Source organism: Jejudonia soesokkakensis (assembly GCF_042664795.1).
In the GTDB taxonomy this organism is placed as follows: domain Bacteria; phylum Bacteroidota; class Bacteroidia; order Flavobacteriales; family Flavobacteriaceae; genus Jejudonia; species Jejudonia soesokkakensis.
Genome location: NZ_JBHTBN010000003.1, coordinates 276,961 through 293,136, shown reverse-complemented (window position 1 = coordinate 293,136; position 16,176 = coordinate 276,961). Strand labels below are relative to the sequence as shown.

Below are 16,176 nucleotides of genomic sequence, written 5' to 3'. Positions count from 1 at the left end.
CTTTTAAGGAATTGATAGTAACAATGGCTTAATTTAAGTTGCTAAACTAAGGTTGCTTATTTTTGTACGGTAAAGATACTGACTATGAGTTCAACAATTATAGAAAAATTGGCCTGGCGTTACGCGACAAAAAAATTTGATTCTACTAAAAAGCTTTCCGAAGAAAAACTAACCATTTTAAAAGAAGCTTTTAGGTTGACTGCAACATCTTATGGCTTACAGCCTTTAAAAATGGTTGTAATTAATAATACAGCGCTTCAAAAAAAGTTAGTGCCTTTTACGCATGAACAACAACAGGTAGCAGATGCATCTCATGTACTTGTGTTATGCACAGAAAATGAGATTACTTCAAACTATATAAAACGGTATTTTGAAAAGGTCGAAAAGACCAGAAATACACCTCGTGCTATTTTACATCCTTTTGAATTGTATTTAATTGATAGCTTTTCTGAAAAAACGAACGATGAGATCCATACTTGGATGGCCAAACAGGCTTACATTGCGTTGGGGAATCTCCTTACAGTTTGTGCACATGAACAAATAGACTCCTGTCCTATTGAGGGATTTGATCCTGAAAAATACGATGACTTCTTAGCGCTAGGTACTAGAGGACTAAGATCTGTTCTGGTATTGGCAGTAGGATATAGAGCTCAGGACGACTTACACGCAACATTAAAGAAAGTACGGCGAAGTGAATCTGAAATTATTGTAGAAATTGATTAAACGTCCAGTTGACTTGTTTTAACCCAGTCTACAATCGTTTCTCCCATTTTGAGACCTTTATCATAAGCAACTTTACCAACAAATATTTCTGTTCGGTCACCTCTAAAAACAATGATTCGATAGGTCCATTCTTGAACGCCATTTTCTATTTTATAATCGAGTAGATCAATATCTGAAACATCAACTTTGTGAATTCTTCCCAAGAGAACTTTACATTTTCTATTAGTGAGAAGTGAGTTGTCATCCTCCACGGCATTATTGTCATACAATTTCATGGCATCTCTTTTCTTTTGCATCCAGAGAACTATATTGGCAGATGTTGTCTTGTCAAGTAGATCGGTTCGTTTTTCTTTTACAACGTCACTTTTACCTTGCTCATTGCAGGAAATGATTGTAAATGATAATAAGAGGATAGATAGAATTTTAAATTTCATAACTTTGATTAAAACGATGTCATTTGATAAATTCAAAATTACAAATAAGTAAGTAAATAATATATCATTCGACGTACTATAAATAGTAAAAAACGCAGAATAAAATATGCTGTTTGTTTCAGTTTCGTATTTTTATCTTTAAAATAAACTACATGAAAAAATTCCTTTTAATAGTATTAGTTGCATTCTTTATATCGTGTAAAGATGAAACAAAAGAGACTGTGGTAGAATCCACCGTTATTGAGAATACCGAAGAAACTCCATCTTCAATACAGTATCCAAAACATATCGCTTCAGTATTTGAAGCACATGGCGGATTTGAAAACTGGAATTCAATGAATAATTTGTGTTATGAGATTGAGGGTAGAGGCGATAAAGAGACACATACTATCTCATTAAAAGATAGGAAATCTAAGATAGAAACAAAAAAATGGTCGATTGGCTATGATGGAAATGAGGTATGGTTGCTGGAAAATGAACCAGAATCCTACAAAGGAAATGCACGTTTTTATCACAATCTTATGTTCTATTTTTACGCAATGCCTTTTGTGTTAGGAGACGAAGGAATTGTTTATTCAGAAATGGAACCCACAGAATTAGATGGAAAAATGTATACTGCTACCAAAATAGGCTATAATAATGGTATTGGAGATTCTCCAGAAGATGAATATATTCTTTTCTCAGACCCAGAAACCAATACTATGGAATGGCTGGGGTACACCGTTACGTATACTAAAGGAGAAAAATCTTCAGACTGGCATTTTATTAAATATGATGATTGGTCTAATGTAAATGGTCTTGTGCTCCCTAAAAAATTAACATGGTATAATGTTAAGGATAACAAGCCAACAGATGAGCGTAATGACCTGGTATTCAAAAACAGAACTGTTTCTGCCACTGTATTAGAAAACGGTGTTTTTGAGAAACCCGAAAAGGCAATAATAGTGGAAAAATAGTATATTAAAAAGAGCTGTAGTTAAACAGCTCTTTTTACTTATAAGGTATAATTTTATTGTTATTGAATAATTCCTCCGCAACTTACTCTTGCTCCTGCATCACCAGAAGGTTGAGATGTGAAATCATCTGCTCCTTGATGTACAATGATGGCTTTTCCAATAATATTTTTCTTTTCATCATCGCACCCTAAACACCATTCGTCTGTTTGCATAGAAATCGATCCAGTACCATCTTCGCCAACTTCAAAATTTCCTATATCGCCTCGGTGATATCCTTCTTCATCTCCCCATTTTCCATGAGGTTCAAATGTTGGATTCCAATGACCACCAGATGAAGTAGCATCATCGGCAGAACAATCTGCTTTTTCATGAATATGTATCGCATGAGTACCTGGCTCTAGACCATTAAGTCTTGCTTCCATTTTAACTAGACCATCTTCTTGTAAAAATTTAATTCTTGCGCTAGAGGAACTGCCACTCTTACCCTCTAATTCAATTCCTAATGCGATAGGTGTTTCATCAACTTCAACAGTTTTGTTGTCGATAATTTCTTCAACTGTTTTTTCAACGGTTTCTTCTTTTTTAGTTTCGTTACAGCTTATAAAGCTTATAAATACTATACCTAAAAGTAGTATGCCTAGTTTTTTCATGATTTGTAGTTTATAATTAGTATTATTAAAGGTACATCAATATGCATAGTTTACAAATCATTTAGAAAAATCTTAACGTTGCATGATGTAATAGAAAACATAGAATATACTCTAAAATGTAAAACTGCTCAAAAGAGCTGTGTTTTGAATATTTGTTGGGTCAAGCTGGTATTGGTATAAGCCCGTATCTCCAATGGCAATTAATAAGTTATCTTTTATTATAACATCAAAAGCCAATCTGTTGATATTATGAACTAATACAGAGTTAGATGGGGCACTTATATCAAACACTTTAATCTCATCATCACACACAAATAAATAATCGCCATACAGCCCAAGTCCTTTTGGAAATGTAAGTTGCCTTGTGCTCAATAATAAAGGCATTTCAACATTGGTAACATCATATATTTCCAATTGATTTACAGTATTTCCGCAACCAATATCAGACCAGAGTGTAACAAAAGCTGTCGTTTCATTAGCGACTACAGGATCACACGATGTAAAATGAGCTACTTCCGAAAGTTGCTGCGGAAACTCAGGATTCTCTATAGAATAAATATACATGCCGTTTTGAGAACCGATATATAAATACTCTTTGTAGCTGAATAATGTTTCTATTCTGAAACCTATTTGGACCTGATTTACCTGCACTGGGTCTGAGGGATTTGCTATACTGAAAACCGTAAGATCCTGCTCGTCAACTGCATATAAATAATCTCCTTTTAATGCGAAGATAGCTAATGAACCTCCTTGTCCATCCTGATTTCCTTCAGAAAAGTTACTGTCTTGACTATCCTGACTGCACCCAAAACTAAATATGAATACAATTACTATGTAAAATACTTTTCTCATGGTGTAGGATTTATTAGTTGCCAGCCTATTACTACTTCATTTTCAGAAATTCCAGTTGCAAAGTACCCGTCTGGCGATATAATTTCAGGAAATACATTTCGAATACGTTTCGATACAGTAGGACTATTTTCCCGAATGGCAAGTGTGATTGCTATCAAATCTACTGCCTGATTGATATAATAAACTCCGTTACGGATAGCAATATCTGTTGCGCCAGGTACTTTTAAAAAGCTTAACGCTATGGGATTACTGGGGTCACTATTATCGTAGATATGGAACCCTTCTCGTTTTTCAGTAATAAATAAAAAATCTTCAAAAACATAAATTTTTCCGGCATTCTCAATCTCTTTTGTAGTTTCAAAAACAATGCTTGACTCAAACTCGGCGCGGTCAAGAATGATAGGTTCGTAAGCAGTTTGGAAAGGCTCTTCAATAACATCATCGGGGCAGCTTCCATTAAAACAACACCCTTGTAAAATCCCTGCACTGAGTATACAGAGAAAAAGAAGTTTGATATTCATTATAGGTTGGTTTGAGATTGTCTTTTTTATGCATCAAAGATTACACCAATTTTAATGATTCTTCAGAAAAACATAAAAATAAAAATTGCTGTAAACTTATTCTAATTTGTAAAGCTCTTTAAGCTCCGTAATCCCTCTTTTGAGATTTTCGGTAATAATTAAGGATTTGTCAATCCTGGTTTGGCTATTTTTTATTCGTTTAATGTAGTATATTATCGAACGTTTCTTTCCATCTGTAAGTTTTTTAAAGATTTCAAAGGCAAATGGGTCACTATTGAGAACCTCTTCTAGCTCTTCTGGTGGTATTACACCATATTCTGTAGTGTCCTCAAATAATTGTAATGTAAATGGCTCTCCTTTCTCTAATTTCAATTCTTGCTGTTTAGCCTTACTGAACATAAGTAGATAGTGATCGTTTCTTTTGCGCAATGCACCATGAAAAAGAATTTCATTAGAAGCATGACTTGCTTTGAACTGGGGTCGACTGTGTCCTTTCTCTATAAATGGCAATACAATAGTTTCTGGGAGTATAATTATATACATCCCATCGATAGTAACCTCAAACGGTTTCGATTTCAAGCTATATTTCACTCTTTAGTACTAGTAATAATCTGCGTTGTAGTTTCTAATGTTTTATGAACAGGACACTTATCAGCTATCTGTAAAAGTCTTTTTCTTTGAGTCTCATCTAGATCTCCAGATAGTACTATCTCTCTTTTGAACGTGTCTATTTTTGCTCCATCATTTGTTTCACAATCTTCACAGTCTGTCGCATAGTCTTTGGAATAGCTTGTATGAACCTGAACATTCTCAACAGTCCATTTTTTTCGCTTTGCATACATTTGTATCGTCATAGCAGTGCAGGCTGACAAACTACCCGCTAATAATTCATAAGGAGTAGGGCCATAGTCATCACCACCGACGCGTACAGGTTCGTCTGCTTTTAAATAATGATTTCCTAATTTTAATAATGTAGTAAATCCATCATCACCGTCGAGACTTGCTGCTACTTGATGGTTACTTTTAATGGCTTCTTTTTCAGGCATTGCAATATAACGAGCTGCCCAGCCTGCAATTACCTTTCCTACATATGCTGCGTTTTTTTTGTCAATTAATAAATGTTCAGATCCGTCTAGGGTTACAAAACTCTTAGGATGATGTGCTGCGTGGTAAATTTCTTCAGCATTTTTAATAGACACTGTAGCATCCTGGGGCGAATGCATAATGAGTAACGCTTTGTTCAGTTTTCGAGCAGCGTTTTCGCAGGAGTGTTCTTCCAGATTATCCAAAAATTGTTTTTTAAAAGTAAAATCTCTCCCGGCAAGACGTACCACAGCTTCGCCTTCATCTTTAATAGTACTTAGTTCTTCCCCAAATTGTTTCTGAACGTGCACTGGATTACTGGGTGCTCCAATAGTAGCCAAAGCTTCTACGCTTTCAATTTCTGAAGCTGCAAAAATAGCTGCGGCTCCACCTAATGAATGACCAACCAATAGGGAGGGAGCTTTATATTCTGAAGCTAGAAAATGGGCTGCGCTTACCAGATCCTCAACATTACTAGAGAAGTTGGTTTCTGAAAAATCCCCATCACTATCACCTAACCCCGTAAAATCAAATCTAAGTACTCCAAAACCTTGTGAAGCTAGTGCTTTACTTACATTGCGAACTGCCGAAAAATCTTTGGTACAGGTAAAGCAATGGGCAAATATGGCAAAGTTATGTGGATCCTGTTCCAAGGGTAAATCCAGTCTACCAGAAAGCGTTTGGCCTTTATGATTTGTAAAAGTGATTTTGCTGGATTTCATAAGCTACGGTTTTACAGTTTCTTTTTTTTGTAGGTCTGTATTGATGGTCACTATAAATTGAAGTCTGTCGTAGTTCCTGCCGGTTAGATGTATTTTCATATAACCTGCCTGACAAGATATAGCATCATTAATCACGTACCCTACTGCTCCAAAAAGCCTATTTTGATTAAAAATATCATCATTAAAATTGATGAAAATTTCATCAAATGCCTGAATAAACCATTTTGAATTTATAGGATATTTCAAATTAAGACGGTATCGAAATCGATTCACTACAGTTTTATTGATTTTTTCTTGAAAAAATCTATGTTCTAACCTGTATCTATGCTGTAATCCAATTTTTCCAAATGAATGCTTAAATGCAATTTCTTCAAGCAATCTGTTTTCCGAAAAATTATTTTCTTCCTCAAGATCCTCAAAAGTAGAATCGGTATAAAAATATCCATATCCTATACCCAGCGTAATATCATTTTTAATCGCATGCTGGAAAATACCAATGGCCCAAAACTGATCAATATTAGTAAGTACTTCAAATGTGTTGTATTGAAACTCAGTGTAAATAGCAGCATTGTCACTTAAACTGTGTGTTCCATTTAGTATTGCCCAAGAGCCTAGTTGGTCTTCACCTGTATCTTGTGCTTTTAATATAGTAATGGTACTTATAAAAAAAACAGTCATTAAAACGTGCTTCATATTATCAACTATGAATAAAAGTTAAGGAATAGACTCTTTCTTTTTTCTAAAGTCCGGAGTGAATGTAAGTACTAATAAAATTCTATCAAAATCAGGACCATCTAAATGGATTTTTTGATACCCCACTCGTGTTTTAATAAGGTCGTTAAGTTGATAACTTAATCCAGCACCTAACCAGTTCTGTGCAAAAGTAGGCTCGTCACCAACGTTTAACCAGACCTCATTATAAATATCGGCACTCCAAACATCTAAAAAAGGAATTACAAGCTGGCCCATATATCGAAACCAATGACGGGTATCTGTTGTTTCATTTTGAACAATAAATCTATTTTCCAATCGGGCGCGATGATTGACTTTTACTTTTCCTACAGAATGATCAAGGTAGACATCTTCTACAATTCTATGCTCTGTAAAATCGGGTGGCGTTTCTGAAAGATAGGAGAAGTCATTTCTAAAATATGCATAACCAGCACCCACCGAAAGTCCTTCCATAATTCGATATTTTACACCAGTTCTTATTTTAAACTGCTGTAATTCGCTTGCAAATTCAAAATACCTCAATTGTGTTTGTAATTGCACCGAAAATTTATCTGAAACTTTACTGTTGGAACTTAGTATATACCAAACACCTAATTCATCTTCTGGTGCGTTTTGTGCTTTTATTTGTTGAACCCCTATACTAAAGAGGAAAAGGCAAATAAGGACTTTCTTCATAGTTTTTATTTTTCAGCTTTTAATTCTAAATCTTTCATTTTTTCTTCATCCATTTTTGAAGCACCTTCTCCTTTAAGATAGGTGTCCAAAAATTCTTTAATCTTTCCGTAGGCTTCAATCTGATTTTCTTTTTTTACAAATCCATGACCTTCATCTTCAAACAATACATACTCTACAGGGACACCATTTTTACGAACCCCTTCTACAATCTCGTCACTCTCGGCCTGTAAAACTCTTGGATCCTGCGCACCTTGTAAAACCAATAAGGGTTTAGTTACGTTTTCTGTATGAAATAAAGGGGATATTTCTCTAAGACGGATGGAATCTTCAGTATTAGGATCTCCTAATTCAAGATACAATGCATCTTTAAAGGAAGCCCACCATGGTGGAATACTTTTCAACGTACGTATCCAGTTGGTCACGCCGTAGATGTTTACACCTACTTTAAATTCTTCTGGAGCATAAGTTAACGCTGCCATGGTCATATAACCTCCATAAGAGCCTCCCATAATTCCTATTTTGTCAGCATCTATTACTTCTTGTGCAGCTAACCAATCTTTTCCCGCAATACAATCTTTTAGGTCTTTATCCCCATGGTTTTGATCATCCATTTTAAAAAATGTCTTCCCGTAACCACTACTTCCACGATTGTTGACAGCGAGAACAGCATATCCATTATTCACAATATATTGAGTTGTTGCACTAAAGTTTTGCCGTGATTGTCCTCCTGGACCACCATGCACTAAAACAATGGCCGGTACTTTGTTTTCTGCCGAAGCTTGTTTCGGCTGATAATAAATTGCTGGAATCTCCAGTCCGTCAAAAGATTTAAATCGTACTACTTCAGCTTTTACAAGATCTTCTGGGTCGATGTCGGGATTTAAAACATCTGTTAATTGATGGTGTTTTTTTGTTTCCATCGAATAAGAATACACATTGGTTGGATGAGCGGAGTCTCCAACAAATAATAAGGCCATTTTTTCGTCTCTTGAAAAGTTTGCGCCATTTACTTCCTTTCCATCAATATCGGGGAATGTCACTTCTTTACCAGTAGCAACTTCTGTGATTTTAGTTACCGTTTTTGCATCAACATTGGTATCCAGAATCTGATAGGTTCCATTATGAGAAAAATAAAAGCCTAAAATATCCCATTCATTGTCTGTGACACGTGTAATTTCTTCGGTTTCAAAATTGTAGTTGGCTACATAACTGTTTTCCGAATCAACATCTGTTGAAAAATACAAAGACTTGCCATCTGGGGCAAAGTCTAAATGAGTATTACTACTTTGAACTGAATTGATTTTCTTTTTCTCGTTTGTTTCAGTATTTAAAAGATATAAATTTGAATCGTTTGTATTAATGGCTTCAATAAGCGTAATGTACTTTCCGTCGTCGCTCATATCACCAAAATTGATATTACTTTCTAACTTGTGAATCAATTTTGATGAAAAATCTTCGGTATTCATTTCGTAATGATCCATAAACTGTGGGTCACGCTCATTGCTTCCGAAGTAAAATTTAGTGCCATCTTTTGACCAGCCTCTAAAAACAACCCGAACATTCTCTGCTGGAGTTACCCGCTTTACAGAATCATCATCCATTACAAATAATTTAAAAATTTCATCGCCATTACCATCCATTCTAAATAAAATACGATCATCTTTTGGGAAATAGGAGATCCCAAATACCGAAGCACTATCGCTTTTTGTTAACGGTATTAGTTCGCCTCCCGTAGCGGCAATTTCATACATGTTGTAAATTCCAGAACGGTTGCTAGTCATAAGTACTTTAGCGTTGTCTGATGAATATCCGTTAGCAAACGCATTTTCATTGTCCATAAATTGCGCAACACTATACTGTTTTACTTTTTTAGTTTGAGCGCTTTCTTCTTTCTTAGCCTCTTTACAGCCATAGAATAGTAAAAGTGAAAGTATTAAAATGCCTATTTTTTTCATGAGTTCTTGGTATTAGTTAAGTGAAAAGGTTTTGGTTTCTTTAAATGGAGAAAGCTCCACTTTTTCTATCATAGTTCTATATGCAGGCCATTCATTTGTGAAAAATGTATTGGTAGCTGAAAGTACTTCATCCAATTGATTTCTAGCATGTAGTAGTAACGTCTTCTCTGTTGAGGTAAGTCCGTTAGGCCTACTACCCGCATAGCCACGAGCATTTCGTATTCTTTGAATTACAGTGACTTCAGGATTTCGGGTAATGCCCTGGCGTCTATCGACCTTTCCTATATATAATGCAATTAACGAGTCTGCTTTTTTAATAATTTCTTTGCTTTTATCAATTTCAGTTGTATATTTTTTATCATCCTCTTTCTTCATTTTTTTCTGAAAGTCTTCAGCAGTAGTTTTACTTTCTACCAATTGTTTTACAGCATCGGCTGCCACTTGGGTCATGGCCTCCAGCTGTTTTGAAGCATTGTAGGATTCTGTTATTGCTTTTTGTGGGACATCCAATCGTGGATCGCTTTCTACTTTGATCATCGTAGAAGACTTTTGATCCATATATTCCAGATCAACTTTGTAAGTGCCGGGTTTTACTTGTGTTCCTCCAGGCTCATTGGTGCGTTCTCTAATTCTTCTCGAAGGATTGTCAACACCTGCTTCATCCATATACCAACTCCATTTATAGATACCGGTGCTATCTGGTGTATTTGTTTTCAAAGTTCTAATGAGTCTGCTGCCATCATAAATCTTTAGATATAATGAATCTTTTGAAGGTCCTTTTTTGGCTTCTTCTTTTTCTATTTCTGAAAGTTCATCTTCATCTCCCGGCGCTCTGTCTTCTTTTTCGGGTAAAGTGTCGTCCTCTTCATCTTCCTCCTTTTTTGAAGCATTGTTCTTTTCCTTTCCTTTTTCTGAAGGATCTGCTTTAAAATAATAGGTCAATTGGGCTCCATAGTTTCTGTTTTCTCCCTGATAAATAGCATCACCTCCAAATCGAGTCCCTGTAGGCTGTTGATAGGCTGCCTGGTATGCGGTGGGTGGTTCAAACAATTTAATTTTCTGGCTCAATGTATTGCTATTTTTTGCCAACTCCCTTAGAGGTCTAATATCATCCAATACCCAGGCTGCTCGACCAAACGTTCCGATAACCAAATCATGTTCCCGTTCCTGTATGACCAAATCTTTTACAGAGGTAGTAGGAAACCCTTTGGTCCACTTTTGCCAGTCTGCACCAGCATTCAGTGAAACGTAAAGACCGTCGTCTGTACCTAAGAACATCAAATTTTTTTCGATAGGATCTTCAATAATACTTAGTGTAAAGCTTTCAGTATCGTTTTCATCAACAATGCGATTCCAGGTTTTTCCGTAGTTCGTAGTGCGATACGCATAAGGGGTGTAATTAAATCTTCGGTAGTCATTAGCTACTAATAATGCTTCACCTTTCTTTTTATTGGAAGCTTTTATTTGAACAATCCAACTACCTTTTGGAAGTCCTGGAATATTTCCCGAAACATCTGTCCAGCTTTGGCCGCCATTTTGGGTATAGTGTACACGTCCATCATCACTTCCTACCCAAAGCATCCCTTGTTCCAAAGGTGAGGGCTCAATGACCAATAGTGTCGTATGGTTTTCGGCACCCGTAGCATCTAACGTTAGACCGCCACTTTCGCTTTGTTTTTGCTTTTCAGGGTCATTTGTCGTTAGATCTGGAGAAATAACATCCCACGTTAACCCTTTGTCTGTTGATTTATGTACAAACTGACTTCCAAAGTAAATAGTACTATTATTAAAAGGGTCTATATTAATAGCACTGTTCCAGTTAAAACGAAGCATGACATCAGGATCTGGATGCGTTGGTTTTACACCGTAATTATTCCCAGTGATCCAATCATATCTGCTTACAAATCCCTGCTGACTCATACTCCAACCATAACGGCTATCGTCTCTGTCTGGAACCACATCAAAACCATCGCCAAAACTAATTTCCTGCCAGTAACTATTTCGAATTCCTTGGTCTTTCCATACGTAAGCAGGGCCTCTCCAGCTTCCGTTATCTTGCATTCCGCCATACACATTATAAGGAAATTCATTGTCCACATTAATATGATAAAACTGTGCTACCGGAAGATTTCCTATAAATCGCCAGGTCTTTCCGCCATCACGCGTAATATTAAGCCCTCCGTCATTTCCATCGATCATAAAATTACCATTGGTTGGATGAATCCACCAGGCGTGATGATCTGGATGTACTCCATTATTAACTCCATAAGCACCCATGAGTTGGTCGAAATTACGACCACCATCTTCGGAAACATTTACGTAGGTAAAAACTGAATAGACCCGGTTTTCATTCTGTGGATCTACATAAATTTCAGAATAATAGAATGGTCGATTTCCAATATCGCTTTTGTCATTTATTTTTTTCCAACTGAAGCCGCCGTCTTCAGATTTGTACAAAGCATTCTTTTTGGCCTCAACCAATGCATAGACAATGTTTGGCTTGTTTCGTGCAATAGCAATTCCAATACGTCCTAAATTTCCTTCGGGCAATCCATCTGCTTCAGTTCGCTCTTCCCAGGTGTTTCCACCATCATGTGTGATAAAAATACCAGAGCCTTCTCCGCCAGACTTAAAGAACCAAGGATCTCTTTTGTGTTCCCACATGGCAACAATGAGTTTGTTAGGATTGGTTGGGTCCATCACCATATCGGCAACTCCTGTTTTATTATTTTGAAATAAAATTTTATTCCATGTTTTTCCACCGTCTGTTGTTTTAAACACCCCTCTTTCTGGATGCTCTCCCCAAGGGGAACCTATAGCTCCCGCATAGACAACATCTGGATTGGTTGGATCTACAATGACACGATGAATGTGTCGCGTTTTCTCCAGTCCCATCAATTGCCAGGTTTTTCCGCCGTTAATAGACTTATAAATTCCGTATCCGCCATTTAAGCTGTTTCGCGGATTTCCTTCGCCAGTTCCTACCCAAATCACACTAGGATTTGACTGCTGGATGGCAACTGCTCCAATCGAAGCGGTAGCTTCATTATCAAATATGGGATCCCATTTGATACCACCTGAGGTAGATTTCCATAACCCTCCAGAAGCGGTACCCACAAACATCACATCGGGATTGCTTGTTACTACATCAATTGCAGTAACTCGTCCAGACATTCCGCCAGGTCCAATGTTTCTGGGTTGCATGTCTTTTAAAATAGTCATATCTAATTTTTGAGCCGATAGGGATGTTGCGATGCATAGGAGCATCAAGAAGAGTGATTTTTTCATTGTATTTTGGTTGATCATTATTAAGTTCCTAAAATTACTAAAATGTTTAAAGAACTACCCATAAATTCGATAACTATTGAGTGACAATCACCAGAACTAATAAATTAATAGCAGTTTAACTTTTTTACTTATTTTTTAAACAATCTATGTTGTAGTTTTATACGAATGAATACAGCTTCAGAAAATAAAGACTTTCAGCCAAAAAAAACAGGGTTTATTTTTACCAAGCATACGCCTAAGGAGCAATCTATTTTTGATCGTTTGTTTGAAGTGTTTCAAGAATTAATTACCCATACCTCTGGAGATTTTGACGAAGCTATGGATTGGTTACGTCAGTTGGATGAAGAATATCAGCTAACTACAGAAGACTACACCTTAGATGACTTTGTTCAGGAATTAAAAGACAGAGGTTTTATTCGTGAAGAATTTAAGCCAGACGGAAAAAACGGAACTAAGGGTGACGGAAAAGGGGGGACTTCTATTACTGAAAAACTGGAGCGATCGCTTCGGAAGCGTGCCCTTGAGCAGATCTTTGGAAAGATAAAACGAAGTGGTGCGGGCAATCATAAGACAAAATACCATGGGGTAGGAGATGAGCAGGCAGGGGAGTTTCGTAACTATCAGTTTGGAGATGCCCTTGAACGTATTTCAATGACCGAAAGTTTACGCAATGCACAAATCAATCATGGTATTGGCGATTTTCATTTAACTGAAAATGATCTCGTCGTTGAAGAAACCATGTATAAGGCCCAAATGAGTACCGTATTGATGATCGATATAAGTCATTCAATGATCCTTTATGGTGAAGACCGTATTACTCCTGCGAAAAAAGTAGCGATGGCACTTTCAGAATTAATAACTACTAGGTATCCAAAAGACACATTGGATATACTGGTATTTGGAAATGATGCCTGGCCTATAAAAATTAAAGATTTACCGTATTTAAATGTAGGACCTTATCATACCAACACCGTTGCTGGATTGCAATTAGCAATGGATATGTTACGTAGAAAGCGAAATACCAATAAGCAAATCTTTATGATCACCGATGGAAAACCAAGTTGCTTACGATTGCCCGATGGTCGATATTATAAGAACAGTAATGGTTTGGATGAATATATTGTCAATAAATGTTATATGATGGCCCGACAAGCCAGGAAGTTACACATTCCGATAACTACTTTTATGATCGCAAGCGACCCATATTTACAACAGTTCGTGGACCATTTTACCGAAGCCAATCATGGAAAAGCATTTTATACAGGATTGCAAGGATTGGGTGAAATGATATTTACAGATTACGAAAATAATCGAAGAAAAAAATTGAGATAATATATAGTCAAAACTTAGAAGAAAGAAAGAGGAAATGAAAATCGATACTATAAAAACATTAGGCGAATTAAAAAAAGCAGGGTACGAATATAAATCTGTAAAAGAGGAATTACGACGAAATCTGCTTCAGAAATTATTAAAGAAAGAAACTACTTTTGAAGGTATACACGGGTATGAATTTAGTGTGATACCCGAGTTGGAACGAGCTATTCTTTCAAAACACAATATTAATTTATTGGGACTACGTGGGCAGGCGAAAACACGTTTGGCTCGCCAGATGGTGAATCTACTTGATGAATATGTGCCTGTAGTTGAAGGCAGTGAAATCAATGATGATCCGTTGTTGCCTATTTCCAGATATGCCAAAGAGCTACTAGAAGAAAAAGGAGACAAGACTCCTATACGTTGGTTGCACCGTGAAGATCGTTTTGCTGAAAAATTAGCAACACCCGATGTGACTGTAGCCGATTTGGTAGGTGATGTAGATCCTATCAAAGCTGCCAATTTAAAATTAACCTATGCAGATGATCGTGTAATTCACTTCGGAATGATCCCCCGGGCCAATCGCTGTATTTTTGTCATCAATGAATTACCAGATCTACAAGCTAGAATTCAGGTTGCCTTATTTAATATTTTGCAGGAAGGCGATGTACAGATACGAGGATTTGCCGTTCGATTGCCATTGGATATTCAGTTTGTATTTACTGCTAACCCAGAAGATTATACCAACCGAGGAAGCATCGTAACTCCGCTGAAAGATAGAATTGGTTCTCAAATTTTAACCCACTATCCTGAAAGTCTAGAAGTAGCTAGAACCATTACGGCTCAGGAAACAGCTGATGCAGCTTCAGAAAAGAAGAATGTGTATGTGCCAGAACTGGCCAAAGACATTCTGGAACAGATAAGTTTTGAAGCCCGTGAAAGTGAGTTTATAGATGCCAAGAGTGGCGTAAGTGCACGTTTAAGTATTTCTGCTTTTCAGAATTTATTAAGTACTGCAGAACGCAGAGCGTTACAAAATGGTAGTGAAAGAACTACTGTTCGTATAAGTGATTTTATGGGAATTGTCCCTGCTATCACAGGAAAAGTTGAATTAGTGTATGAAGGCGAACAAGAAGGTGCTAATGAAGTAGCAAAACAACTTATTGCAGATGCTATAGTGACACAGTTTCTGGCGTATTTTCCGAAGATAGAAAAACTCACCAAGGAAGGTGATCACGATCCGTATGAAGAATTAGTAGGTTGGTTCTTTGAAGAAAGCGGTGGATTTGAATTACTTGATACGCTTGACGACAATGCATATCAATTGCAATTAGACAGAATTGAACCCTTAGACGACCTATTAGAAAAATATGTGCCCGATCTTTCAGAAGAAGACATGCCTTTTTTCAAAGAATTTGTTCTATGGGCGTTGGTTGAATTAAAGAAATTGAGCAAGTATAATTTGAGCGATGGTATTCGGTTTAAAGATATTTATGGCGGTTATATTAGCGGGTTATAAGATTTCTGACAATGCTTTAATAATAAGAACAATTCCTGAAAGGACCATAATAGCAATAAGCCATCGTCTAAAAGCAATTTTACTCATGTGTTTGAGAATTTCTTTTCCAATTAGGTTACCAAGCGTAGCTCCCAAACCGAGAACGATTCCGTAGATCCAGAGTTCCTTTGTTAATAGTCCAAAAAATGTATAGCTGCTAATTTGAGCGATTCCTAGAAAGAATGCCTGGGCTGCTTTGGTTCCTACAAGTTGCTCCTTATCAATACCCACATTGAGAAGAAATGGATTTAAGATAGGGCCCATTCCGCCAGTAAAGGTTCCAATAATCGCTATGCTAAATCCCAACGGGATAAAGAACCAATAATGAACTGGAAACGAACGGTCTTTTTTTCCGAAGCGATACTGAAAAAAAGTACTCACAAGAAACAATCCAACAACGATCTGAATCCAGTAAATTTTAACTTCAGCAAAAAGGTATCCAGCAATGACAGCGCCTCCCATTGCCGCAGGAACATAATACCAGAAGACCTTCCAATGGATGTATTTCCAGAAGATGATAATTCGGGAAGGACGACTTATCATAGTTCCCAGATTTATAACGGGAGCGGTTTGCGAAGTGCCGATTAAAAAGTTGAGTATTGGAATTTGCATGAGTGCCCCACCACCTCCACTAATTGTTGACAATGTAAAGGCAATTGCTCCTAGAAAAAATAGAGTAATGAGAAGCCAAAGGGAGATTTCTGAAAACATAA

The 16,176-nt window shown here is 36.8% G+C and carries 15 protein-coding genes; 4 read left to right on the top strand and 11 right to left on the bottom strand.

Features of this window, described 5'->3' with window-relative positions:
• Positions 1-84 precede the first annotated feature (84 nt).
• Positions 85-723 (top strand): NAD(P)H-dependent oxidoreductase, encoded by a 639-nt coding sequence (locus ACFQO1_RS08060; RefSeq protein ID WP_380217483.1) that lies wholly within the window; start codon positions 85-87, stop codon positions 721-723.
• Here ACFQO1_RS08060 and ACFQO1_RS08055 read toward each other — a convergent pair.
• Complete coding sequence (locus ACFQO1_RS08055) at positions 720-1,157, bottom strand: hypothetical protein (protein ID WP_380217482.1); 438 nt, start codon at positions 1,155-1,157, stop codon at positions 720-722. The genes ACFQO1_RS08060 and ACFQO1_RS08055 overlap by 4 nt on opposite strands.
• 152 nt (positions 1,158-1,309) lie before the next feature.
• On the opposite strand from ACFQO1_RS08055, the gene ACFQO1_RS08050 reads away from it, so the two are divergent.
• On the top strand, positions 1,310-2,113 hold the full coding sequence (locus ACFQO1_RS08050; RefSeq protein ID WP_380217481.1) for a DUF6503 family protein: 804 nt from the start codon (positions 1,310-1,312) through the stop codon (positions 2,111-2,113).
• A gap of 59 nt (positions 2,114-2,172) precedes the next feature.
• On the opposite strand, the gene ACFQO1_RS08045 is transcribed toward ACFQO1_RS08050, so the two are convergent.
• The 9 genes from ACFQO1_RS08045 to ACFQO1_RS08005 form a co-directional block, all read right to left on the bottom strand.
• Entirely contained in the window at positions 2,173-2,763 is a 591-nt protein-coding gene (locus ACFQO1_RS08045) for a superoxide dismutase family protein (RefSeq protein ID WP_380217480.1), read from the bottom strand.
• 111 nt (positions 2,764-2,874) lie between these two features.
• Entirely contained in the window at positions 2,875-3,615 is a 741-nt protein-coding gene (locus tag ACFQO1_RS08040; RefSeq protein WP_380217479.1) for an LVIVD repeat-containing protein, read from the bottom strand.
• Positions 3,612-4,136: a hypothetical protein gene (locus ACFQO1_RS08035; protein WP_380217478.1), complete on the bottom strand. Its 525-nt coding sequence runs from the start codon at positions 4,134-4,136 to the stop codon at positions 3,612-3,614. Before ACFQO1_RS08035 ends, ACFQO1_RS08040 begins: the two co-directional genes overlap by 4 nt.
• A gap of 96 nt (positions 4,137-4,232) precedes the next feature.
• A complete protein-coding gene (locus tag ACFQO1_RS08030; RefSeq protein ID WP_380217477.1) occupies positions 4,233-4,715 on the bottom strand; it encodes a YdeI/OmpD-associated family protein in 483 nt (160 codons plus the stop codon).
• A gap of 8 nt (positions 4,716-4,723) precedes the next feature.
• A complete protein-coding gene (locus tag ACFQO1_RS08025; protein ID WP_380217476.1) occupies positions 4,724-5,941 on the bottom strand; it encodes a bifunctional alpha/beta hydrolase/OsmC family protein in 1,218 nt (405 codons plus the stop codon).
• 3 nt (positions 5,942-5,944) lie between these two features.
• A complete protein-coding gene (locus ACFQO1_RS08020; protein ID WP_380217475.1) occupies positions 5,945-6,619 on the bottom strand; it encodes a DUF2490 domain-containing protein in 675 nt (224 codons plus the stop codon).
• Between the two features lie 36 nt (positions 6,620-6,655).
• The gene (locus tag ACFQO1_RS08015) at positions 6,656-7,348 is read right to left on the bottom strand and encodes a DUF2490 domain-containing protein (protein WP_380217474.1); all 693 of its coding nucleotides are present in this window, start codon (positions 7,346-7,348) and stop codon (positions 6,656-6,658) included.
• A 5-nt stretch (positions 7,349-7,353) separates the two neighbouring features.
• Positions 7,354-9,303 carry a S9 family peptidase gene (locus tag ACFQO1_RS08010; protein WP_380217473.1) on the bottom strand — a complete coding sequence of 650 codons (1,950 nt, stop codon included), beginning with the start codon at positions 9,301-9,303 and terminating at the stop codon, positions 7,354-7,356.
• A 12-nt stretch (positions 9,304-9,315) separates the two neighbouring features.
• The gene (locus ACFQO1_RS08005; protein WP_380217472.1) at positions 9,316-12,591 is read right to left on the bottom strand and encodes a VPS10 domain-containing protein; all 3,276 of its coding nucleotides are present in this window, start codon (positions 12,589-12,591) and stop codon (positions 9,316-9,318) included.
• A gap of 165 nt (positions 12,592-12,756) precedes the next feature.
• Here ACFQO1_RS08005 and ACFQO1_RS08000 point away from each other — a divergent pair, with 165 nt between their 5' ends.
• Positions 12,757-13,923 (top strand): vWA domain-containing protein, encoded by a 1,167-nt coding sequence (locus ACFQO1_RS08000; RefSeq protein ID WP_380217471.1) that lies wholly within the window; start codon positions 12,757-12,759, stop codon positions 13,921-13,923.
• Positions 13,924-13,957: 34 nt separating this feature from the next.
• Positions 13,958-15,424, top strand: coding sequence for a MoxR family ATPase (locus ACFQO1_RS07995; protein ID WP_380217470.1), 1,467 nt, complete (start codon positions 13,958-13,960; stop codon positions 15,422-15,424).
• On the opposite strand, the gene ACFQO1_RS07990 is transcribed toward ACFQO1_RS07995, so the two are convergent.
• Positions 15,419-16,174 carry a sulfite exporter TauE/SafE family protein gene (locus ACFQO1_RS07990; RefSeq protein ID WP_380217469.1) on the bottom strand — a complete coding sequence of 252 codons (756 nt, stop codon included), beginning with the start codon at positions 16,172-16,174 and terminating at the stop codon, positions 15,419-15,421. The genes ACFQO1_RS07995 and ACFQO1_RS07990 overlap by 6 nt on opposite strands.
• Positions 16,175-16,176: the final 2 nt, after the last annotated feature.